General features: G+C 37.1%; 20 protein-coding genes and 2 other annotated features. Of the genes, 15 read left to right on the top strand and 5 right to left on the bottom strand.

Annotated elements, in window-relative coordinates:
• Positions 1 to 8: 8 nt before the first annotated feature.
• Both RUH74_RS07325 and RUH74_RS07320 read left to right on the top strand, forming a co-directional pair.
• Positions 9 to 1097, top strand: coding sequence for an S-methyl thiohydantoin desulfurase family protein (locus tag RUH74_RS07325; protein WP_313799627.1), 1089 nt, complete (start codon positions 9 to 11; stop codon positions 1095 to 1097).
• Entirely contained in the window at positions 1097 to 2662 is a 1566-nt protein-coding gene (locus tag RUH74_RS07320; RefSeq protein WP_313799626.1) for a hydantoinase/oxoprolinase N-terminal domain-containing protein, read from the top strand. Before RUH74_RS07325 ends, RUH74_RS07320 begins: the two co-directional genes overlap by 1 nt.
• Before the next feature lie 107 nt (positions 2663 to 2769).
• On the opposite strand, the gene RUH74_RS07315 is transcribed toward RUH74_RS07320, so the two are convergent.
• Positions 2770 to 3315 carry a flavodoxin family protein gene (locus tag RUH74_RS07315; protein WP_313799625.1) on the bottom strand — a complete coding sequence of 182 codons (546 nt, stop codon included), beginning with the start codon at positions 3313 to 3315 and terminating at the stop codon, positions 2770 to 2772.
• 142 nt (positions 3316 to 3457) lie between these two features.
• Here RUH74_RS07315 and RUH74_RS07310 point away from each other — a divergent pair, with 142 nt between their 5' ends.
• From RUH74_RS07310 to thrS, 10 genes are all read left to right on the top strand, one after another.
• A complete protein-coding gene (locus RUH74_RS07310; protein WP_313799624.1) occupies positions 3458 to 4351 on the top strand; it encodes a LysR family transcriptional regulator in 894 nt (297 codons plus the stop codon).
• Positions 4352 to 4512: 161 nt separating this feature from the next.
• On the top strand, positions 4513 to 5217 hold the full coding sequence (locus RUH74_RS07305) for a response regulator transcription factor (protein ID WP_313799623.1): 705 nt from the start codon (positions 4513 to 4515) through the stop codon (positions 5215 to 5217).
• Positions 5218 to 5230: 13 nt separating this feature from the next.
• Entirely contained in the window at positions 5231 to 6673 is a 1443-nt protein-coding gene (locus tag RUH74_RS07300) for a HAMP domain-containing sensor histidine kinase (RefSeq protein WP_313799622.1), read from the top strand.
• Positions 6674 to 6769: 96 nt separating this feature from the next.
• Positions 6770 to 7528, top strand: coding sequence for an ABC transporter ATP-binding protein (locus RUH74_RS07295; protein WP_313799621.1), 759 nt, complete (start codon positions 6770 to 6772; stop codon positions 7526 to 7528).
• Between the two features lie 5 nt (positions 7529 to 7533).
• Positions 7534 to 9903, top strand: a complete 2370-nt coding sequence (locus tag RUH74_RS07290) for an ABC transporter permease (protein WP_313799620.1) — start codon at positions 7534 to 7536, stop codon at positions 9901 to 9903.
• A 47-nt stretch (positions 9904 to 9950) separates the two neighbouring features.
• Complete coding sequence (locus RUH74_RS07285) at positions 9951 to 10388, top strand: GNAT family N-acetyltransferase (protein ID WP_313799619.1); 438 nt, start codon at positions 9951 to 9953, stop codon at positions 10386 to 10388.
• Between the two features lie 143 nt (positions 10389 to 10531).
• On the top strand, positions 10532 to 11443 hold the full coding sequence (locus RUH74_RS07280; protein ID WP_313799618.1) for a class I SAM-dependent methyltransferase: 912 nt from the start codon (positions 10532 to 10534) through the stop codon (positions 11441 to 11443).
• A 223-nt stretch (positions 11444 to 11666) separates the two neighbouring features.
• On the top strand, positions 11667 to 11990 hold the full coding sequence (locus RUH74_RS07275; protein ID WP_313799617.1) for a DMT family transporter: 324 nt from the start codon (positions 11667 to 11669) through the stop codon (positions 11988 to 11990).
• A gap of 16 nt (positions 11991 to 12006) precedes the next feature.
• Positions 12007 to 12354 carry a DMT family transporter gene (locus RUH74_RS07270; RefSeq protein WP_313799616.1) on the top strand — a complete coding sequence of 116 codons (348 nt, stop codon included), beginning with the start codon at positions 12007 to 12009 and terminating at the stop codon, positions 12352 to 12354.
• Positions 12355 to 12494: 140 nt separating this feature from the next.
• Positions 12495 to 12724: a binding site (T-box leader), on the top strand.
• A 34-nt stretch (positions 12725 to 12758) separates the two neighbouring features.
• Positions 12759 to 12988 (top strand) — a binding site (T-box leader).
• Between the two features lie 58 nt (positions 12989 to 13046).
• Positions 13047 to 14258: a threonine--tRNA ligase gene (gene thrS / locus RUH74_RS07265; protein WP_313799615.1), complete on the top strand. Its 1212-nt coding sequence runs from the start codon at positions 13047 to 13049 to the stop codon at positions 14256 to 14258.
• 35 nt (positions 14259 to 14293) lie between these two features.
• Here the strand turns inward: thrS and RUH74_RS07260 are convergent, their stop codons facing one another.
• Genes RUH74_RS07260 through RUH74_RS07250 form a run of 3 tightly spaced genes read right to left on the bottom strand, consistent with a single transcriptional unit; the run spans position 14294 to position 17607 of the window.
• Positions 14294 to 15403, bottom strand: coding sequence for a TolB-like translocation protein (locus tag RUH74_RS07260; protein WP_313799614.1), 1110 nt, complete (start codon positions 15401 to 15403; stop codon positions 14294 to 14296).
• A 59-nt stretch (positions 15404 to 15462) separates the two neighbouring features.
• Positions 15463 to 16935 (bottom strand): sensor histidine kinase, encoded by a 1473-nt coding sequence (locus RUH74_RS07255; RefSeq protein WP_313799613.1) that lies wholly within the window; start codon positions 16933 to 16935, stop codon positions 15463 to 15465.
• A gap of 3 nt (positions 16936 to 16938) precedes the next feature.
• Positions 16939 to 17607 (bottom strand): response regulator transcription factor, encoded by a 669-nt coding sequence (locus RUH74_RS07250; protein ID WP_313799612.1) that lies wholly within the window; start codon positions 17605 to 17607, stop codon positions 16939 to 16941.
• 219 nt (positions 17608 to 17826) lie between these two features.
• Here RUH74_RS07250 and RUH74_RS07245 point away from each other — a divergent pair, with 219 nt between their 5' ends.
• The 3 genes from RUH74_RS07245 to RUH74_RS07235 all read left to right on the top strand — a co-directional run bounded on the left by RUH74_RS07245 (position 17827) and on the right by RUH74_RS07235 (position 20626).
• Positions 17827 to 18630, top strand: coding sequence for an Fpg/Nei family DNA glycosylase (locus tag RUH74_RS07245; RefSeq protein WP_313799611.1), 804 nt, complete (start codon positions 17827 to 17829; stop codon positions 18628 to 18630).
• A gap of 394 nt (positions 18631 to 19024) precedes the next feature.
• The gene (gene corA, locus RUH74_RS07240) at positions 19025 to 19966 is read left to right on the top strand and encodes a magnesium/cobalt transporter CorA (protein ID WP_313799610.1); all 942 of its coding nucleotides are present in this window, start codon (positions 19025 to 19027) and stop codon (positions 19964 to 19966) included.
• 156 nt (positions 19967 to 20122) lie between these two features.
• Positions 20123 to 20626 (top strand): DinB family protein, encoded by a 504-nt coding sequence (locus RUH74_RS07235; protein ID WP_313799609.1) that lies wholly within the window; start codon positions 20123 to 20125, stop codon positions 20624 to 20626.
• 64 nt (positions 20627 to 20690) lie between these two features.
• On the opposite strand, the gene RUH74_RS07230 is transcribed toward RUH74_RS07235, so the two are convergent.
• Positions 20691 to 21590 carry a 3-hydroxyacyl-CoA dehydrogenase gene (locus RUH74_RS07230; RefSeq protein ID WP_313799608.1) on the bottom strand — a complete coding sequence of 300 codons (900 nt, stop codon included), beginning with the start codon at positions 21588 to 21590 and terminating at the stop codon, positions 20691 to 20693.
• Positions 21591 to 21596 lie beyond the last annotated feature (6 nt).

The following is a 21596-nucleotide window of genomic DNA, read 5'->3' as shown; positions in this document are numbered from 1 at the left end:
TATGAAAAATGAGATATATAGATGAACAAGCAGTAGAAAAAATTGCAATAGGGGCGGCAGTATTAGGAACAGGCGGCGGCGGTGATCCGTATATTGGAAAATTGATGGCGAAAGAAGCCATTCGTAAATATGGGCCTGTCAAAGTTATTACAGTGGATGAATTGAAAGATGACCAATTAGTAGTGCCAGTATCAGGGATGGGTGCCCCAACTGTAACGATTGAAAAAATACCTTCAGAGCAAGAAGTGACAACACCATTAGAAACGCTAGAAAAGGCATTAGGTAAAAAAGTGGATGTAGTCATGCCAATTGAAATCGGGGGAATTAACTCTTTATTTCCTATCATCGCTGCAGCGAAAAAAGGACTGCCAATGTTAGATGCAGATGCAATGGGGCGTGCTTTTCCAGAAGCACAAATGGTGACATTTCATTTAGATGGTTTCGAACCAGCACCCGTGACAATGGCTGATGAAAAAGGAAATGCAGTTGTTTTATATCCGAAAAATGGCGTGTGGTCAGAAAGGCTGGCGCGTGCTTTGACAATTGAAATGGGAGGAAGCGCATCCGTTTGCGATTATAGCCTGCTCGGAAGGGATGTCAAAACTTCTGTTATTCCAAATACGCTTTCATTAGCGGAGCGGATTGGTGAATATTTATTAGATAATGAAGTGAAGGAACAAGAAAGAATGAATAGCATGCTGAAAGAATTAAAAGGCTATCGTTTATTTGAAGGGAAAATTGTTGACATTGAACGTCGCCTAAGCGGTGGCTTTACAAGAGGAATGGCAACATTTGAGGGAATTCGGAACGATAATGGAAGAACTTTCACTCTCTATTTTCAAAACGAGCATCTTATTGCAAAAGAAGGAGACAAACTGTTATGTACTACTCCTGATTTGATTGCTGTGTTAGATGCAGAAACAGGTTTTCCGATTACAACAGAGAGAATGAAATATGGTGCTCGTGTAGCTGTCGTTGCTTTTCCGTGTCATAACAAATGGAGAACACCAAAAGGAATAGAGACTGCGGGGCCACGCTATTTTGGCTATGATTTTGATTATACATCAGTGGAAGAGCTGCAAAAGGAGAGATCATAATGTTTCGATTAGGAATAGACGTTGGGGGTACGAACACAGATGCTGCGTTATTGGATGAACATTTAAGAGTGATTCATACAGTGAAAGTATCAACAACAAAAGATGTAGAAAGCGGAATATTTCATGCGATAAGTAAAGTAATTGAAGAAAGTAAGATTGAAAGCTCCCATATTCAATATGCAATGTTGGGAACGACTCATTGTACAAATGCGATCATTGAGCGAAAACGTCTCAATAAAGTAGCTGTCATTCGAATTGGAAGACCAGCGACAACTTCTATCCCTCCTTTCACGGATTGGCCGCAAGATTTGCGTGGAGAAATTGAGGTAGCTTCAACAATTATTTCAGGTGGCTACGAATTTGATGGACGCTTAATAAGCGAGCTGAACCGCGAGGAAGTGACGGCATTCTGCAAGCAAATAAAAGATAGTGCTGAAAGCATTGCTATCTCAGGTGTATTTGCTCCAGTTAATAAAGAGCAGGAACAAATGGTTGCAAAATGGGTGAAGGAGGAACTTGGGGATATTCCAGTATCACTCTCTCATGAAATTGGCAGCATCGGTTTGTTAGAACGTGAAAATGCGACAATTTTAAATGCGGCATTAATGGCGACAGGACAGATGATTGTGAATGGTTTCGCTAAGGCATTAAAAGAACTTGGTATTCAGGCAGAAATGTACTTCAGTCAAAATGACGGAACACTAATGAATGAAATATACGCTCTTCGCTATCCGATTTTAACGATGGGATGCGGCCCTACTAACTCCATTCGTGGATCAGCGCATCTTTCAGGCTTGCAGGATGCAATGGTTCTTGATGTTGGTGGAACGACAAGTGATATTGGCGTTTTATTGAACGGATTCCCAAGACAATCCTCTTTATCCGTTAACATTGGCGGAGTGAATACGAATTTCCGCATGCCTGATATTTTATCTATTGGCTTAGGTGGAGGAACTCGAATTCGTGAAGTAAACGATCATTTTACAATTGGTCCGGATAGTGTCGGCTATGAAATAACGAAAAAAGCGATTCTGTTTGGTGGTGACGAAATGACTGCTTCTGATATTGTCACTCGTATCGGCCGTGCATTTAATGATCACAAGGGAAAAGTTGAACATCTGCCAATTGCGTTCTGTGAACAAGTATTTGGAGAAATGACATATATGCTAGAAGAAGCGATCGATCAGATGAAAACAAGCTCTAAAGATGCCCCGCTTATTTTATCAGGAGGAGGAAGCATCATCGTAGCAGATTCATTAAAAGGGGTTTCAGACGTTATTCGGCCCGATCACTATGAGGCAGCTAATGCAATCGGTGCAGCACTTGGTCAGGTTAGCGGAGAAGTTGAAAAAATATACAGTTTAGATCAAATGACTCGAAACGAAGCTATAGAAGATGCAAAAAACTCTGCTGTAGAAGAAGCAATTAAAGCAGGAGCAGATGAAAGCACTGTCTCTATTGTATCCATAGAGGATATTCCACTTGCCTATTTGCCTGGAAATGCATTATTTATTCGTGTGAAAGCAGTAGGAGATTTAGTTAGTTCATCTCAACATGTGATTTGAAGGATTAGACAAGAGGTTTGATATGTAAGAGGGATAGTATAACATTCTGCTATCCCTTTTAGCTCTAACTGTAGTTTTTTACCAGCAATAACATGAACGAAATAAGCCTAAGAATTAATTATTTTTTTCTGCAGTTGTTCCGCTTTGAATAATGCCTCTATATCTTCATAGATGTCTTCAGGTTTATTCCCATTTCCAATAATATATCCCGCAAATTCAATTCCAACGAAATCAAAGATGTATTTAAATTGCTGAATCATCGGCAGTCCTTTAATAGCTGGATCGTCTCCTCCAACCGCAATGACAAAAGCCCTTTTTGCAGCCATTTTCTTTTTAAAATCAGGATAGTTAGGGTCTCTTAATGTTTGCGACCATCGATCAATAAAGTTTTTCATTAATCCTGACATACTATACCAATATATTGGAGTAGAAAATATTATAATGTCGTGTCGGAGAATACGATCAATTATGGAATTATAGTCATCTTTTCTGTCCTGAAAGCCATCTGGTGAATGACGCTTGTCTATAATTGAATGGATTTGGTAATCTTTCAAGTAAATTCTTTCCACATTCATGCCTTGAATGATATGGTTTGTCAGTAATTCTGCATTGCCATTGGGACGGGTTCCTCCATCTATGACTGCTATTGTCATTTTATATTTCTCCTTCTTTCTTGATGATTTTGTATACTAATTGTTCCTTGATTAGTTCTATCTTATAATGGATTTAAAAATCGATAAAGATGATTATTTTGATTGTTTAAATCGAAAAAAACGATTATAAAAGGCGGTTCTTATGGAGATAAAACAATTGATTACTTTTCGTCATGCTTCAGAAAATTTGAATTTTACACAGACGGCTAAACTGTTGAATTTTGCACAGTCCAGTGTGACTGCTCAAATTAAAGCCCTTGAAGATGAAATCGGCACGCCCTTATTTGAGCGTTTAGGCAAACGACTACTATTAACAGAGGCAGGGCACCAGTTTAAACGATATGCTGAAGAGATGATTCGGTTAAGTGAAGAAGCAATAATGTCCGCAAATGGGGAGGAAGAACCAAACGGTACTTTAATCATAGGTGCTCAGGAAAGCCAGTGCACCTATCGATTACCTCCAATTCTGAAAGAATTCAAGGCTGCATTTCCAAAAGTTAAGCTGATATTTAAACCGGCACATTCGGATGAGATGGCGAGAAAGCAGCTTATGGAAGGCGTATTAGATATTGCTTTTATTATGGATAAGGTGAAACCAGAGGGTTCTTTGAGGGTAGAAAAGCTTATTAAGGAGGAGCTAAAGCTGGTTGTCGCACCCAACCATCCTACTTCAATCTTCTCAATAGAAGATCTTAAGAATGAAACGCTGTTGCTAACAGAGACGGGATGTTCTTATCGAATGATGCTTGAAGACTCACTAAAATCTGCAGGAGTATATCCATTAGATAAGATTGAATTTGTCAGTATAGAAGCAATCAAGCAATGTGTCATCGCCGGGCTAGGTGTTGCGCTATTGCCAGAAATGGTTGTCAAAAAAGATATTAAAGAGGGGAGAATGAGGGAATTCCGGTTGAAGTCATCCGTCTCTCCGATTTTCACTCAAATTGCTTGGCATAAGGATAAATGGATGACACCTCCGTTAGACGCATTTATTCGTTTAACTCGCAAAATGTATCTTTCTGAATCTGATTTGTAAAAGGATATAAAGAGGATGATCTCTCTTTATTTGTTTGGAAATTCAAAATTATATAACGATTAACTGTAATAAAGGAAGAATTATCCTATAATAGGCAAAGAGAGTTATCATTTGATAGGTATTGAATTTACTAATTTTATATAAATTAAGGGGGAAATTAATTGTTTCCGCAGGCAAGGGTTCTAGTGATTGAGGACGAAAGAGATATTGCTCATGTAATAAGAGATTATCTTACTGTTAATAAATTTGAAGTGATGATTGCAGAAACGGGAAAAGAAGCGAGGCATATAGTGGAAACAACGGATCTCCATTTTATTATCCTCGACTTAACACTTCCGGATGATGATGGAATTGAGCTTTGTCGTCAAATTCGTGAGAAGAGCCATATTCCTATCCTGATATTGAGTGCAAGGGGAAGCGATACGGATAAAGTTCTTGGGTTAGGGTTTGGCGCAGACGATTATATGACAAAACCATTTTCTTTAAGCGAACTAGTAGCGAGGATAAATGCACACTTACGCAAGCATGAGCGTCTGTTGAATACTCATAAGGATAACGAGATTCTTCGTTTCGGGAAGATCGAAATTAATAAAAAGGCGTACAAAGTTACGTTGGACAATAAAGCCATTTCTTTATCAGCAAAAGAATTTGATTTGCTATATTTTTTGTCAAAACACAGCAATCAGGTCTTCTCTAAAAGACAGTTATTGGATGAAATATGGGGATATGCCGAGTATGGAGACGAAAATACCATTACTGTTTATATCAGAAGATTACGAGAAAAATTGGAGGCCAATCCATCTAATCCGGTTTATATTCAAACAGTATGGGGGATCGGATATAAATTTAGTACAAATAACGATTAAATAGGAGAGATATATGTATTTGAATGAATGGATGAAAAATTGGCTTGTTGCCATGCTGGTCTGTCTATTGCTAATTGCTGGATGCGTGACATATATGCTTGTAAATAATGGAGCCAAAGATGGGGAAGTGGATGAGCCTCCCTTAGTCATTAATCAGATTCGTGTAAAAGTAAACGACTTATTGTTATATATAGAGCAGAATTATCGTAATCTTGAGCACGACTCGAATGTATATGATACCTTGCAAAAGATGAGTCTTCATCAAAAGGTCGATCTACTCTTCTCACAGCTAGACGGAAGAGTCATCTTTAACTCTTCAAAGGACGATTTTGTTCCATCCCTCGATTTGAAACATGATCTTCATTATGATTTATATGCCTCTAAAGTTGAAGGGAATATGTTTAAAATAGCGTTTCCGGTTGTGGATAAAGAAACACAAACCCAAGTTGGAAATGCTATTTTTACAATAGATAAAAATAGTGTCCAAAATGTATCACAACCCTCTAATCACAGCTTAATCTTGTTTTTTATAAGTCTATTATCTATTTTGCTATTAGGTCTTTTATGTATGGTTATTTATAAATGCAAAATGGACATCATACAGCCAATAAAAAAGCTTAAAAAGAGTACGGAAGATATTCTAAAAGGGAAATATGAGCAATCAACAGAATATGTGAAAAATGACGAAATAGGAGAATTATACGCTGTATTTGAACAAATGAGAATTGAAATTATGGAGCTAAGTATTCAACGTGATGAGCAAGAGAAGAACCAAAAAAAACTAATTTCGAGCATCTCACATGACATAAAAACACCACTTACCACCTTGAAAGCATATTTGGAAGCCATTTATGAAGGAATATGCCCTAATATGGAATCGATTATGGAATACGTTAAAATTATGCAAACCAATACAGAAAAAATGTCTCGACTAATAGATGATTTATTCATCCATTCATTAAAAGCGCTAGGGCACATCCCTGTACATCCAAAAGAGCAATACAGTAGAGCGGTTCTTTCAAAAATCATTTATCCGATTGGTCATTATGTTCGAACGATAGGGATTAGCTTTATAGAACCTGCAGAAATCCCTAATGTACTAATCAAAGTAGATGAACATCGATTAGAGCAGGTTATTTCAAATCTGGTAACCAATTCTTTGAAGCATACCTCACCTGGGGGTTCAATTAGGATTTTGGCTAATATTGATGGCCCAATGCTGAAGATTCAAATTTCAGATACCGGAGAGGGAATTCTCCCGCAGGATATGCCATTTATTTTTGAGCGATATTTTAGAGGGAATAAAAATGCAGATCAATCAATCATTAAAAATGAAGGATCAGGCTTAGGATTATCAATTTGTAAGCATATTATGGAAGCTCATGATGGTTCTATCCAGTTTAAGAGTAAGAAAAAAGAAGGAACTGTTTTTACTCTTTTGCTCCCGATAAGTTAAAGATTTCAATGTAATACTTTATTAATATCTTGATAAGCATCATGTAAGAACTGCCCTTTACACTATAGAAAATACAGTTTTACGGGAGGGCTTTTATTGAAAAAAGCGGTTATAATTCAAGCGAAAAATCTATGTAAGACATATTCATCTGGAAGTGAGCAATTCCATGCAATCAAAAATTTAGACATTGAGATCTTTGAGGGAGATTTTACAGTTATTATGGGCAACTCCGGGTCAGGTAAATCAACCCTTCTTTATCTCTTGAGTGGACTTGATACAGTAACGGCTGGGGAAGTTTATTTTCGCGGAGAAAGAATTGATCGTTTCAGTGAAAGGGATTTAGCAAACTTTCGATCAAAAAAAATAGGGTATGTTTATCAAAGTATCAATTTAGTTCCAGACTTAACATTGTTTGAAAATATAGCCCTTCCTGGATATATTGCAAAAATACCTAAAAGTAGTGTGCATAATAAGGTGACAAAACTTATCCGTGCAATGGGGATTGAAGATCAGCAGAATCGCCTCCCGTCTCAAACATCTGGTGGTCAACAGCAAAGAGCTGCGATAGCAAGAGCGTTGGTTAATGCCCCAGAGGTTGTATTTGCTGATGAACCGACTGGAAGTCTAAATTATGAACATGGAATAGCCATATTAGATATATTAACTAATTTAAATAGACAAGGTCAGTCCGTTGTCATGATTACGCATGATATAAAGGCTGCTTGCCGTGCAGATCGTCTTATTCTTGTAAAGGATGGGAAAATTGAGGGAATTTTAAATTTCGATAAGTATGAAGAAAATGATATTCCAGACAGAGAAGAGATCATCTTTTCTTATATTACAAGGAAGGAGTGATTTAGATGAAAACAATAGTCACTCTTTGTATCGGGAATATAAGAAAAAAGAAAATTCAAAACGGATTAATTGTCATACTTATTATGCTTTCTACTTTGCTGCTAGCCACTTCCATCACACTTATTCAAAATACAGAAAATCTATTCGAGAAAAAACATGAAGAAACGAATGGAGCCCATCAAATTTTAACAATGGGAGAAGAGCTTCATGATCCAAAAGTAGTGAACAAATGGTGGGATAGTCAAAAGGGAGTGACTGCATCGGAGCTCATACCTTTCAAGAATTTATCAGGAATAAAGATTAATGGAAAGGAAATTCCGAATCTATATTTATTCATGATGAATACACCAAAGACTCCAGTTTCCATCGATCAATTGACTTTTATAGAAGGAAAAAAACAAAAGCATCCCCAAAAAGGTACAATATGGATACCAACCTCTATGGCTTCTTCCTATGGCATATCTCTAGGAGAAGATATTGAATTTCATACAGGTAAAAATACATTTAAACTAAGTGTATCTGCCATTGTAGTAGACATGCCGTTTGGCGGTCCGTTTACAACGAATGCGCGGGTATGGATGAATGAGCAGGATTACGAAGAACAGCTACAAGCCATGACAGGTAAGGAAAAACACATGATGGCTTTAAGGTTTGATGAATATAGTCAAAGTGCAGCATATTGGGAGAGCTTCGAGCGTTACTTAAATAAGCCATATCTTGAGACAAAGATGGAGTACGAATCAATCGCTTCTTTTTATTTAATCATCAATAAAGTAATTGGCTTTGTTATGGTGTTCATGGGAGCCATCATGATGTCTGTCTCTTTATTTATTATTGGATTTAGTATCTCTGATGCTATATTGTCAAATTATAAAACAATTGGAGTAATCAAGTCGATAGGCGTTACTTCTCGAGGAATAATAGCGGTATACGTAATGCAGTATGGGTTTCTCTCAATTGTTTCTATTATTCCTGGCCTATTGCTAAGCAGCCTTTTGTCACGTGTAATTATTGAAAGTTCCTTGTCCTTTTTACAATCTGGGGATAGCTTAGATAACGTGCAAGGTCTCGCAAATTATTTATTAATTGGCAGTGCGATTTTGATAATCGTAATAATCATTACATTTTTCTATTCAAGAAAAGCTCGGAGTGTAGAACCTGTGCAAGCAATAAGATATGGGATGTCAGAGGCTGAGAGCAGTAAAATAACCCGGCGTCTAAATCACTCAAATCGACTATTACATTCGATAGGCTTGCCTTTTCAAATAGAAATTGGGATCAAAAATCTTTCAAAGAATATGAGAAGTTCCGCTCTAATGATTCTACTTACAACGTTTACCTCTGCTGTATTAGTATTTGGCTTTGTTCTACTGAATAGTATTATCTCGATTAAAGAAACGGCACCGTCATGGGGATATGATTCATCAAATATTGCTGTAACTGTATTTAATGAATCTGCTTTTTCCAAGAATAACTTTGAAGAGTATTTACTTTCTGATAAAAGAATTAAAAATTTTGGCTGGGTCGGGGAACTAACAGGTGTTTTCCCGAGCGATTCATCTCAGCCATTGAACATTAATATTAGTGTAGTTGAGGGAAGCTATGATGACTTTGGATTTGAGAATATACATGGACGCAACCCGCACAATAAAAACGAAATGGCAATAGGGGTAAATGTCGCAAGAGCTTTAAAAAAAGATGTAGGCGACGTCCTGGATGTTTATTTAGGAGGAGAGAAACAGCGTCTTATTGTTACAGGGATCTATCAATCAATAGCAAATAAGTCTTATTCTGCAAGGATTACATCAGAGGTCGCAAAAACTACTACGACAGATATCGTTTTCATAAATTTAAACGATGTCACACAGTCCAATCAGGTTGCAGATGAATTAAATGAGAATTTTAATGAATCAATTTCAGCCTCAACACAACAGATGTTACTCAATTCTGTGTATAAAGAAGCGGTTGCTCTATTAATAATGCCCTTGAGTCTCATGGGAATATTGTTTATAACCGCTACATTCATCATCATTTTCAGTATCTCCCGCATTAACGTTAGAAAAGAAAGCAGCACATATGGAATTTATAAATCAATTGGAATGACCTCTAACAAAATTAAAAGGTCCATTACATCTGGAATCTTCATTCTTTCTGGAGTTGGTGCACTATTCGGAGTGGTTGTAGGTGTAAAGTTGCTTCCCTTAGTTTTGCAGAATATATTATCGCAGTACGGATTAATTGAACTCCCCCTTGTTATAAACTGGGGCATGGCCTTAGGAATATCATCTTTAAGTATCATTGCTGCCTGTCTTAGCTGTTGGTTGTCGACAAGTGTTATTTCTAAAACATCTCCTCGAATACTGATTGTTGAATAACTTTAATAATAAATTTTTTTAAGGGCATAGAAAGGAAGAAACGATAAATGGATATTAGAAAACCTACTAAGTTGGAACTTAATGAAATTATTACACTTTCACCACAAGCCGTATTTGATGGCACTTTGGGTGAAATAAAACCGTCAAATGAGAAAATTAAGCAGCTTGTAGAGCCACTTTTGGAAAAGGGCAGCTCTTATTTAATTGCAACAAAAAACAATACATTAATGGGATGGATCCTTATAGGAACAAGCAAGGATCAATTCACTGATAAAAAATATGGGTTTATTTATGAGTTATATGTTTTAGAAAAATTTAGAGGGAATGGGATTTCTACAAAGTTAATGAATAAGGGAATTGACCATTTAAAAAAAGAAGGGCATTCAGAAGTCCGGCTAAGCGCATTTGCAGGCAATCATGCCATTAAGCTGTATGAGAAATTAGGATTTAGCATAAGAATGATTTCTATGAGTTTACAGGTATAAGTGCTTAATATTAAGTAATGAAATAAAGCAGTAAACTTGACAAAATTTTTCATTTATGCTATAATTTACAATTGGTGTTTTTGGATATATAATAAGATTCTCCTGGCCAGGGGAATCTTATTTTTTTATGGGAGGACGATTGTATGCAACAAAGTGAATCCCTCACTTCATTAGTTTCAGCATTTGGTCGAGCATACCATAGCCAATTTGATACACCTAGGATTTTTGATGATTTTTTAGCCAAGGAACTAATAACAGAAGATGAGTTTTTAGATATTAAAAAGAACATGATCCAAGGAATACAATTTTTCAATAAAGACATTGCTGAAAGGTTTAAAGATAATCCAGATGAAGTGTTAAAGTGGATTACACAAGTACAGCTTTCACCGACACCATTGGCGCGGGCTGCCTATTGTGAATCCGTCTTGTTAAACGAAATCGAGCTAGGAGTTAAACAATACGTCATATTAGGTGCTGGATTGGATACATTTTCTTTCCGCTATCCTGAATTAAGCAGCAGTCTAAATATTTTTGAGGTTGACCATCCAATTACACAAAAGTTTAAAAAGAAAAGAATAGCTGACGCACAATTAGAAATACCGAACAACCTGCATTTTGTTCCTATGGATTTTACTAAGGAATTCTCTAATGCAGTATTGGCTGAAGCTGGATGTAAGTTGGAAAAGACTTTCTTTAGTCTTTTGGGTGTTACGTACTATTTAACTAAAAAAGAAATAAAAGATTTGATTGGAAATTTATTTAATCAGCTTCCTTCTGGCAGTTCGATTGTATTTGACTATGCAGATGAGCATTTACTTCACGAATCTGGGTTATCTAATCGTGTGAAAAATATGGTAGCCATGGCAGCTGTTGGCGGGGAGCCGATGAAATCCTGTTTCTCCTACAGTGAAATGGAAAGTCTTTTAGAAGATGTTGGTCTACTCATATATGAGCACTTAACTCCAATGGAGATTGATGATCGTTATTTTTGTAATCGAGAAGATTATTTATCAGCCTTTGAAACGATTCATTATATACATGCTGTAAAGAGATAATTGATCGTACATCCCAACTTTTTAATCGAAGTTGGGATTTTTTGGCAAACTTGTGCCTGATGAATGATTAACATTGACTGTCAAATGACGAAAGTAATTGAAATTATTTGCATGGCACCCCTAAAATCAATCATAATATTAACACAAATAGTTGTGATAAATTTAATATGATTCTATCAGCATATTTTTATATCAATCTATCGGACACAAAGGGGAGTTATCTTTGGCAGCTTATGTGTTATTGATCTTGGCCATTGTAAGTGAGGTATTTGGAAGTTCCATGCTCAAGGTCTCAAATGGATTTAAGAATGTTTATCCATCAGTCGGAATTGTCGTTGGGTATGGGATTGCATTCTATGCTTTATCTTTATCGTTAAAAACATTGCCGCTTGGTTTGGCCTATGCGATTTGGGCAGGATTAGGAACGGCTCTTACAGCAGTAGTAGGGTTTACGATTTATAAAGAAAAGTTCAGCCCAAAAAAGCTCTTTGGGTTAGTCTTAATTATCGGTGGAGTCATTCTATTGAATTTCGGAGGAGCGCATTAATGTGGAGGACACAAAAATGAAGGGATATGCTTTTTTATCTGTATCTATAATTGGAGAAATATTTGCAACGTCCATGCTTAAAATGTCGGAAGGGTTTACAGTTTTATTCCCGTCAGTTGGGGTTATTATTGGTTATGCACTTTCGTTTTATTGTTTATCACTATGTCTCAAGACGATTCCATTAAGCTTGGCCTATGCGATTTGGTCAGGTGTCGGTACCGCTTTAACCGCTCTAATTGGTGTATTAGTATGGGGTGAACTATTTAGCATGCTTAAATTATCAGGGATCATCTTGATTATTGGCGGAGTTGTTCTTTTAAATTTATCAGATGAGCCAGAAACAGCAAAAGAACTTTCGAACTGATGGTTCTTTTTGAATTTAATTAAAATGGTGTAAATTAAGTGTCAGAAACGCTTAACATAATGCATACAATAATTGTATAAATGAACTTGACATTTTTAAATATCTGTACTAAAGTTGTTTCCAATAATAAATACGATCTGTTAATAGCTATGAAAAGGACATGAACTATTTTTAAATTTCTTACCAGAGAACAGGGTCATTGGCTGAAAGCCCTGAAGAAATGGGAATGGTTTACCGCCTTGGAGCAATTATGGGGAACTGGTTTGAAACCAAATTAACTATAATCGGTAAATCCGTTATCTTCTTGAGCATAATGCACATATGTGCCTTATGGAATTAGGGTGGCACCACGACCGCACTCGTCCCTTTTGTTGGGATGGGTGCGTTTTTTTATAAATTAGATAGTTATCGCGTTGAAAAGGATATGAATTATTTTTAAATTTCTTACCAGAGAACAGGGTCATTGGCTGGAAGCCCTGAAGAAAAGAAAATAGTTTACCGCCTTGGAGCAATTGTAGGGAACTGGTTTGAAACCAAATTAACTATAATCGGTAAATCCGTTATCTTTTTGAGCATAACGCACATATGTGCCTTATGGAATTAGGGTGGCACCACGACCGCACTCGTCCCTTTTATAGGGATGGGTGCGTTTTTTTATTTATAAGGATTTTAAAAATTAGGGGGACTTTAAGATGTCTAATCAAATCGAAGCAGAGAAAAGGAATCATCGAAAGTTAGGTCAAGAGTTAGAACTTTTTACTTCAATGGAGGAATCACCAGGGATGCCCTTCTTCCTTCCGAAAGGGATGGTGATTCGAAATGAGCTTGAAAATCTTTGGAAAGAGAAGCACCAAAAGGCAGGCTATCAGGAAATTAAAACACCCATTATGATGAAACAGGGGATTTGGGAGCAATCTGGCCATTGGCATCATTACAAGGATAATATGTACTTCTCCCATGTCGATGAGCAGAGTTATGCGATAAAACCAATGAGCTGTCCAGGGGCGATTTTAATTTTTAATAATAAACGAAGAAGTTATCGTGAATTGCCGATTCGCTATGCTGAACTTGGATTAGTTCATCGCCATGAACTGTCAGGGGCAATTAATGGACTGCTAAGGGTGCGTTCTTTTACACAAGACGATGCCCATCTATTTGTCCGGGTAGATCAGATTGAATCTGAAATTGATAAGGTATTATCATTAATTGATGAATTCTATGCTCATTTTGGCTTTGAGTATAAGGTAGAACTTTCTACTCGACCAGAAGAATACATGGGTTTAAAAGAAGTTTGGGATGAAGCTGAGTTCGCCTTGGAGTCTGTTTTAAAAAGTAAGGAGCTGCCATACCAAATCAATCCTGGGGATGGAGCCTTTTACGGGCCAAAAATTGATTTTCATATTTTAGACTCACTCGGACGAAGCTGGCAGTGCGGAACAGTTCAGCTTGATTTTCAAATGCCGGAGAAGTTTGGCTGTGCATATATAGGTGAAGATGGAAAACTCCATTGCCCTGTTATGATCCATCGAGCGATTTATGGATCGGTTGAGCGTTTTATGGCAATTTTAATTGAACATTTTGCTGGTGAGTTTCCGCTATGGCTTGCACCTGTACAGGCAAAGGTAATACCTATTTCTGATTCCCATATCAATTATGCATCTAAGGTGATATCGCAATTGGAATCAGCTGGGATACGGGTGGAACTGGATTCGAGGTCTGAGAAAATGGGGCTCAAGATAAGAGAAGCAGAAAAACAAAAGATTCCTTATATGCTGATCATTGGTGATCAAGAGGTGGAGAATCAATCCTTAGCGATACGAAAGCATAAGGAAGGAAACCTTGGTGAAATGAATGTTAAAGAAATACTAGAACAATTTAATAAGGAAATAAATAGAAGGGAATAGAGGACATGGGACAAGGTTCCTGTCCCCTTGTCCCATTATTGAATAGTGAAGACTTCGATTGCATCAAGCCATTCATTCTCTGGTTTAGATGTGCTGATGTAGGCGGTATTGGAGTCTGGGCTCCAAAAGCCTGTTAGTGAAATAACAGCAAATAAGTCGGCGTTTTCCATTATGCGTACAGTATTAGCGAGTTGATTATTTACGAGTTCGGCCATATAGACATTAGTTTTGTATTCATTTCCGACCTGAACAGGTGTATCAAAAAGAATGTTGCTGTGATCGGGTGATAGTTTGTAAAATGGAATCCAAATTCCTTCTTCATCCTTTCCTCCTGCAACTAGTTGCGTGACTTCATTTGTCAGTAAATCCATAATGAAAATCCCTGATTTGCCTTTGTAAATATCATTGAAAATGATTTTATTTGGCTCGATAAAGTCGTACGTAGCTAGGGATTCAATGTTTTCTAATGATGATACAGTTTTTATTTTTCCAGAATGATCCAGATGGTATAGTCCATAGCCATTCTTCATTGATTCTGCTGCAACATAAATACCGTCGGAGTCCCGTTTAATAGAAGTTAACGTAAAACCATTCAATTCAAACTGATCCGATAAATCCCAAGTCGCTACTTCCGATGAGTCAACATCGAAAACCTGTACAGTTAATTTTTCGCCGCTCTCTACATGGATCACTTCTTTTCCTTCCGCATCTGCAAAATAATATAAATATGTTTCCGTACGATCCCCTTGTCCAATTAATTTTTCCGTATTTGCTTCAAAGTCGAGTACATAGATTTTCTCATCAACGAGTGAAAGTGCTCGATTGCCGTTTTCCGATAGTGCAAAAAAAGGTTTATCAGCAAGCTTGGATTTAACGAGTGTTTCAACATTTAATAAATGCGTTCCATCATTTTGATTGTAATAGACCTTGTCGCCGTGAAACCCGGTGTAATCTGCTTTAATTGGTAATGGAATTGTCTTTTCATGAATAACAGCAAGAGAACTGTCAGCCAGGGAGCTTTCTAGTTGTACGTTATCATTAATTGTTACTGTTTCCTGCATATTGGCCTTTCCTGTTAATGAGCATCCTGCGGCAACCATACTTGCTAGCGTTAATATAGCTAGTCCTTGAAACTTTCTTTTCATGATATGTCCTCCTTCTATTTCGTGCTACATGAATATCATAGAAAAGATCTATTGCTAATTTATGATGGGTTATTGCCATTTTGTTGCCAAGCTGGGAAGGAAATCTCAATTAGCGCTTTCTTCTTTTCGTACTGGAAAGAAATGGTGCCGTCATACTGCTCGATAATTTGCTTACAAATAAATAGCCCTAAACCGTGGCTATCGTTAGTAGAATCGTGAATAAACGGTTCAAAAGCATGTTCAACAATGTGAGCGGAAATCGGTTCGCAATCGTTCGTGATTGCAATGGTTTTATTCACTTGAATTCGAATCTTGTGATTTGCTTTCCCATGTTTAATCGCATTGTCTATTACATTAATGATCACTTGACGCATATCGTCCGGATAAGCATTTACAAAAAATGATTCCCCATGCAGCTCGATGGACATAGCATATTTTTTCGCTTTTAATTGCATGTCTTCACAAATGGTTTGAATGAGTGGGAGTAAATCAATTACTTCTTTATTTTTGATCATCCCTGACATTTGAGACTTCGAGAAGGTTAGCAATTGTGTAACCATACCGTTTAAACGATTGCTTTCCGAAAGGATTTTAGATGAGGCCTTTTGTAAAAATACTGCATCATCAAAGTTTTTTTCACCAATAATTTGAGCATACCCAGAAATGGTCGTAAGCGGTGTTTTCAGCTCGTGTGTCACGTTATTAAAGAAGTCTGTTCGTTTTTGTTCAAGTAACAATACTTTTTCCTTTTCTTCATTGATCTCGTGGATATGCTGCCGTATTTCATTTTGCATATGCTGAAAGTGACTTGCCAGTTCGCCGATTTCATCAGAGGTCTTAGTGTTTGTAATTTCGGTATAATCGCCGCTTGCCATACGTTTTGTTGCGGCTGTTAAATATTGAAGTGGTTTAATAATTTGATTGGTTAATAATAACGATATGATGAAAACACCGAAAAATAAAAAGATCGTTAGGAGCCTAAAGCTATTTAATAAATGCTCATTGTGCATGAACATGTCTGAATAGTCACCGGTAAACCTGATCACACCGTAAAAAGTATTATGAATATAAACAGGGTAAGCAAAGTAAATAATTGTTCCTTTTGTCAAAGCTTTAGGCGTATAGGCGGCTTTATTTTGGAACGCCCGTTGCAATTCATTACTGCTATTCTGATCTACATCGTGTTCATATTTTTGATTCTCCATTAATAAAGGCTGGTCAATAGGTATAGCCTCGTATAAAAAACGGCCATCTGTTTTGTAAAGGGCAACGCTTTGCGCATGCAAATTGCTTAATGTTTGCGCCATTGTACTGCCGTAGTTAGTAAATAGGTCCTTTTCTGCGCTATGTAATTGTGCGAACTGTTTGATGTATTCCTTTGAGGTATGCTGCAGATTGGTTAATTCGTTTTGAATAAACGAAGTTGTATTACTTTCAATCGATTTTTCCAGTAGTTGATTAAAAGTGAGCGCTGCAAATGTAAATAGGATTAAAAACCCTGCAAGAAACTTCTTCCGAATCGTCCATTTCATATATTAATACCCTTTCATTTTATAGCCCGTACCAAAAATTGTTTCAATAATGGAAGGATCTAGCTTTTTGCGAATCCTTTGAACATGTACATCAACCGTCCGTAAACCGCCTTCAAAATCCATTGCCCACACGGTATCTAAAATTTCTTCACGTGTGAATACACGGTTTTTGTGTTGAGCAAATAATAATAAAAGCTCATATTCCTTTGGTTTAAGGATTATTGCTTCTTCGTTTTTTAAAACAGTGTGGGCACGCGGATCAATTTTAATTGAGTCATTGACCGCTATAAAGGAAAATAATGACTCCCTCGGCTGCCGACGAAGCAAAGCTTTCACACGTGCGACTAGTTCCCGAATATCAAATGGTTTTGTCATGTAATCATCGGCACCAAGCTCCAGTCCTAACACTTTATCGACGATATCATCGCGTGCCGTAAGCATAAGGATGGGGACGTTGCTCATTTCCATCAATTTTTTACAAAGTTCAAATCCTGTTGTATCAGGCAGCATTAAATCTAGAATGACTAAATCAATCTCACTTCCTTGAAATCTATCGATTGCTGCTTTTCCAGTAGTAGCTGCATGTACAACAAAACCTTCCTTTCGTAATGCATAAGCTAATATATCAACAATTGAATCCTCATCCTCAATAATTAAAATCGCTCTATTCATTTTAAGTATCCTTTCTAAGGGTTCTGCCTGCAGGGACAATGTTCCTGTCCCTATGTCCCATTGTACTAAAAACTTGTTGCTAAAATATTTCCATCTGGGACAAGGGGACAGGATTCTTGTCCCGCTGACCCTTCTAGGTATAGATTGTAGGGATATCAGAATAGGGAAATAAGTATGGAGGAATAATGTTGGTAGTAATGTTTTTATAGGAGTGAAGTCATGCCGGAACTACCTGAAATGGAGACGTATAAATTGCTGCTGCAACCATTGATTGGCGGTCAGGCAGTTACAGGCGCCACAATTAACCGGGAAAAATCAATTAATATACCAGCTGAGCAATTTACCTCTCTTGTTACGAATCAGAAAATAAAAGGCATTGAAAGAAGGGCGAAATATCTAGTTTTCCGGCTGCAAAATGGATCATGTTTACTTTTGCATTTAATGCTTGGTGGTCGAATGTTTTTTGGAAAGGAAGAAGACCGTCCAGATCGAACGGTCCAAGTGCAATTATCCTTTGAAAATCATCACCTTTACTTTACCGGACTCCGTTTAGGGTATTTGCATCTATTATCACTTGAAATGATACAGCAGGAATTTCAACATATTGGTCCTGAGCCGCTTGATCAACATTTTTCTTTCCATACGTTTGAAAACATCCTGAAAGACAGAAAAGGTGGATTAAAGACAACGCTGTTAAATCAAGAAGTCATTGCTGGTATCGGGAATCGTTATTCGGATGAAATACTTTGGCATGCACAACTGCTGCCAGAAAGAAAAATAAATGAACTCGATCATGACGATCTTGTTCGCCTTTATAAATCTATCCAGTATATTCTTCAGCAGGGGATTCAACAAGGCGGTTATATGGAGGAACCCCTTTTCAAGGGAGACTTGAAAACTGGAGGCTATGACATGTATGTTCATAGCCATGAAGGGGAAAATTGCAGACGCTGTCATTCAACGATAGTAATGAAAGAGATTTCCTCGCGTAAAGCGTATTTCTGTCAAAGCTGCCAGCATTAAGGTAGCAAGGAGTAAAATTAATTAACAAGTTTTTGTAACTTAAGGAAAGTACTGTGATTATAGGTTTGACCTATCTTCAGTGCTTTTATATGCCTATTTGTTTGGAAGCTCTTCTGGTGCCGTATTAGCCCTAGCAAAAGAAATCATCAAGTTCTACTAAAGTTCGAGTGGCCTAGCAATATAAATGTATAGAAAGAGCATGTGAATATATAAGCTTTAGACTGGTATTTAGAAGATAAAAAATGCAACCAGCAGTGATCCCCGTCCAGAGTTCAAGGACGGGGATCACTGTTTTGTAGGCAAACTCAAATGTTCTTTAGATCACAGATAATATTTTTTGTAATGATAGCAAAAACTTAGTGATATTGATAAAAATAAAGAAGGTATCTTACATATGATTCGGACTTTTGCGATTACAACTGATTTAAAACTTTTAAAAGATATAGCGATGGAGCGCTTAACTGACCCAAATATTAAATGGTATTGGGTAGATTTTGATTCCCCGGAAGAAGAGGAAGTGAAGCTTCTTAAAACATATTTTCACTTCCATCCACTTGCGATAGAAGATTGCCTGCACTTTTTGCAGCGACCTAAACTTGACCACTACGAAGGCTATGATTTCTTTGTTTTGCATACATTAAACCAATCCTCACTTATGTCTAAAGAGGTAGATGTATTTGTAGGATCTAATTTCATTGTAACTTTTCATCTAACATCATCCGCTGAAATTGAATGCATTCAACAAAGATTATTAGAAAATAATGCTATTTTCAATAGAGGGGCTAAGTATATTTACTATTTGCTGATGGATAAAATTGTAGACGAATTTTTTCCAAGTGTTTATCAATTGGAAGATGAATTGAATGAAATTGAAGCCAAGGATGCAGATCAAAACCTGATTGAAGACGTTTATGAAATCAGGAAGAAGCTGCTTAGATTGCGAAGAACTATTTTTCCTATGCGAGAATTACTTTATAGGATTTTAAACTCTGAGAATTTAATTATTCCTAAAGAAGAGCGGATATATTTTATGGATATATACGATCATTTGCTAAAGCTTTCAGAAATGATTGAGTCTAATCGGGAAATGACAGCAGATATCCGGGATAGCTATATTTCCATTAATTCCAATCGAATGAATACAATAATGAAAACACTTACTGTCATGACATCCATTTTTATTCCCTTAACCTTTATTGCAAGTATTTATGGAATGAACTTTCAAAATATGCCAGAACTCACATGGAAATTTGGCTATTATAGCGTATTAATTACTATGTTTATATTTGGTTCTATTATGCTCATCGGATTATGGCTCAAAGGCTGGTTTAAATAAAATGGGACGGGGGGACAGGAACCTTGTCCCATTTTTTATTTCGAAAAAGTGTGTATTTCCTAGCTATGTGAAAAGGATTTAAAGATTATGTGTAGAATAGAAATCTCTGTAGAAAATAGTTTCATAGAAATATCGTAAGCAGGGGGAGATGGACGAATGAAGGATGACAGAGCTAAGAAAATGTACGATTACCATGTTTGGGCTAATCAAAAAGTATTTGAGCATTTAAAGCAATTGCCTGAGGAGGTATATAAAGAGCAGATCAATAGTGTATTCTCATCCATATCAGACGTCATGGTCCACCTGTATGCTACTGATATCACGTGGCTTGAAACGATGAAAGAAAGCAGTTATGAGGATACAGTTACAGCGGTTAACCGCAGAAAGCAAGAAGCATCAGAAGGATCGATCGAAGAACTTGAAAGGCTTTATCATTCGCTTTCAGAAGAATATTATCGTTTTTTTGCAGAGCAGCAGGATAGTGAAAGTATCATTATTACTGAGCACCCACGATTTGGCCGGACGGAATTCGTACTTGCCGATCTTATTCACCATGTAGTTAATCATGGAACCTACCACCGTGGAAACATATCAGCCATGCTGCATCAGCAAGGCGAACGGGGAGTGCCAACAGATTACGTTTATTTTCTTTTTAAATGATGGGACGAGGGGACAGGAACCCTGTCCCAGTTTTTGTTGCACAATTTACCTACATTCAAGTAACTTAATTCTTCAAAAAATCAGGATTCATAAAGCTAGGATTAGGATACGTATAGAAGCCTTCTCCCGTTGCTCGTCCGAGTTTTCCTTTATCGATATACTCGGTCTTTAACAGCTCAGCTAGTTTTTCAAACTCTTCCTTTCCAGTTGCCTTCGCTTTTGCAAGTGTGATGTTATAAGCAGTATTAATGCCTACTACATCCAAAATGGCAAATGGGCCAAGTGGTGCACCTGTTCCTACCATCCATGTTTTATCAATGGTTTCCGGATCAGCAATTTCTTTTATTAATAGCATTTGAGCTGCGTCTAATAAAGGAACCAATAAAGAATTTAAAATATAGCCAGGCTGCTCTTTTTGTAATGGCAAGGCAACCATGCCGATGGCTTTAGCAAATTCAATGACTTCATCGAATACTTCCGCATCTGTTCCTGGATGCTTCATAACTTCAGCTGTATTGTTTTTCCAAATTTCGTTAGCAAAGTGTAGAGCAAGAAATCTTTCTGGTCGGCCAGTTGCCTCAGCGAATTGGCTTGGCAGCAAAGTGGAAGAATTCGTTGCAAAAACCGTCTTTTCGGGTGCTACTTTTCCAAGCTCTGTGTAAAAAGCGGTTTTAATTTGAACTACTTCAGGAATGGCTTCAATTACAAGGTCTGCCTTACTGACCGCCTCAGATAACTGACTGCTAAAAGAAATTCGATTAAAAGCAGTATTAACCTCTTCCTCTGTTGCTCCTAAATCAGTTTGATAATGTGGCTTTAAATTCATGATTCTATCTTTTGCACGAGCTAATGCCTCATCATTAATGTCATATACAACTACAGGGAATCCTTTAAAAGCGGTTTGATAAGCAATCTGACTGCCTAAAACACCGCTTCCAGCAACCGTAATATTAGTATATTTCATAATAAT

It is taken from the genome of Cytobacillus sp. (genome assembly GCF_032154635.1).
Lineage (GTDB): Bacteria > Bacillota > Bacilli > Bacillales > Cytobacillaceae > Cytobacillus.
Note: the sequence above shows the minus strand (reverse complement) of the source record. Positions and strands in the feature narration are given on the sequence as shown.

Coding starts and splice junctions, on each gene's coding strand:
- RUH74_RS07325 (WP_313799627.1), top strand. CDS start 9: ATGAGATATATAGATGAACAAGCAGTAGAAAAAATTGCAATAGGGGCG.
- RUH74_RS07320 (WP_313799626.1), top strand. CDS start 1,097: ATGTTTCGATTAGGAATAGACGTTGGGGGTACGAACACAGATGCTGCG.
- RUH74_RS07315 (WP_313799625.1), bottom strand. CDS start 3,315: ATGACAATAGCAGTCATAGATGGAGGAACCCGTCCCAATGGCAATGCA.
- RUH74_RS07310 (WP_313799624.1), top strand. CDS start 3,458: ATGGAGATAAAACAATTGATTACTTTTCGTCATGCTTCAGAAAATTTG.
- RUH74_RS07300 (WP_313799622.1), top strand. CDS start 5,231: ATGTATTTGAATGAATGGATGAAAAATTGGCTTGTTGCCATGCTGGTC.
- RUH74_RS07290 (WP_313799620.1), top strand. CDS start 7,534: ATGAAAACAATAGTCACTCTTTGTATCGGGAATATAAGAAAAAAGAAA.
- RUH74_RS07285 (WP_313799619.1), top strand. CDS start 9,951: ATGGATATTAGAAAACCTACTAAGTTGGAACTTAATGAAATTATTACA.
- RUH74_RS07280 (WP_313799618.1), top strand. CDS start 10,532: ATGCAACAAAGTGAATCCCTCACTTCATTAGTTTCAGCATTTGGTCGA.
- RUH74_RS07270 (WP_313799616.1), top strand. CDS start 12,007: ATGAAGGGATATGCTTTTTTATCTGTATCTATAATTGGAGAAATATTT.
- thrS (WP_313799615.1), top strand. CDS start 13,047: ATGTCTAATCAAATCGAAGCAGAGAAAAGGAATCATCGAAAGTTAGGT.
- RUH74_RS07260 (WP_313799614.1), bottom strand. CDS start 15,403: ATGAAAAGAAAGTTTCAAGGACTAGCTATATTAACGCTAGCAAGTATG.
- RUH74_RS07255 (WP_313799613.1), bottom strand. CDS start 16,935: ATGAAATGGACGATTCGGAAGAAGTTTCTTGCAGGGTTTTTAATCCTA.
- RUH74_RS07250 (WP_313799612.1), bottom strand. CDS start 17,607: ATGAATAGAGCGATTTTAATTATTGAGGATGAGGATTCAATTGTTGAT.
- RUH74_RS07245 (WP_313799611.1), top strand. CDS start 17,827: ATGCCGGAACTACCTGAAATGGAGACGTATAAATTGCTGCTGCAACCA.
- corA (WP_313799610.1), top strand. CDS start 19,025: ATGATTCGGACTTTTGCGATTACAACTGATTTAAAACTTTTAAAAGAT.
- RUH74_RS07235 (WP_313799609.1), top strand. CDS start 20,123: ATGAAGGATGACAGAGCTAAGAAAATGTACGATTACCATGTTTGGGCT.
- RUH74_RS07230 (WP_313799608.1), bottom strand. CDS start 21,590: ATGAAATATACTAATATTACGGTTGCTGGAAGCGGTGTTTTAGGCAGT.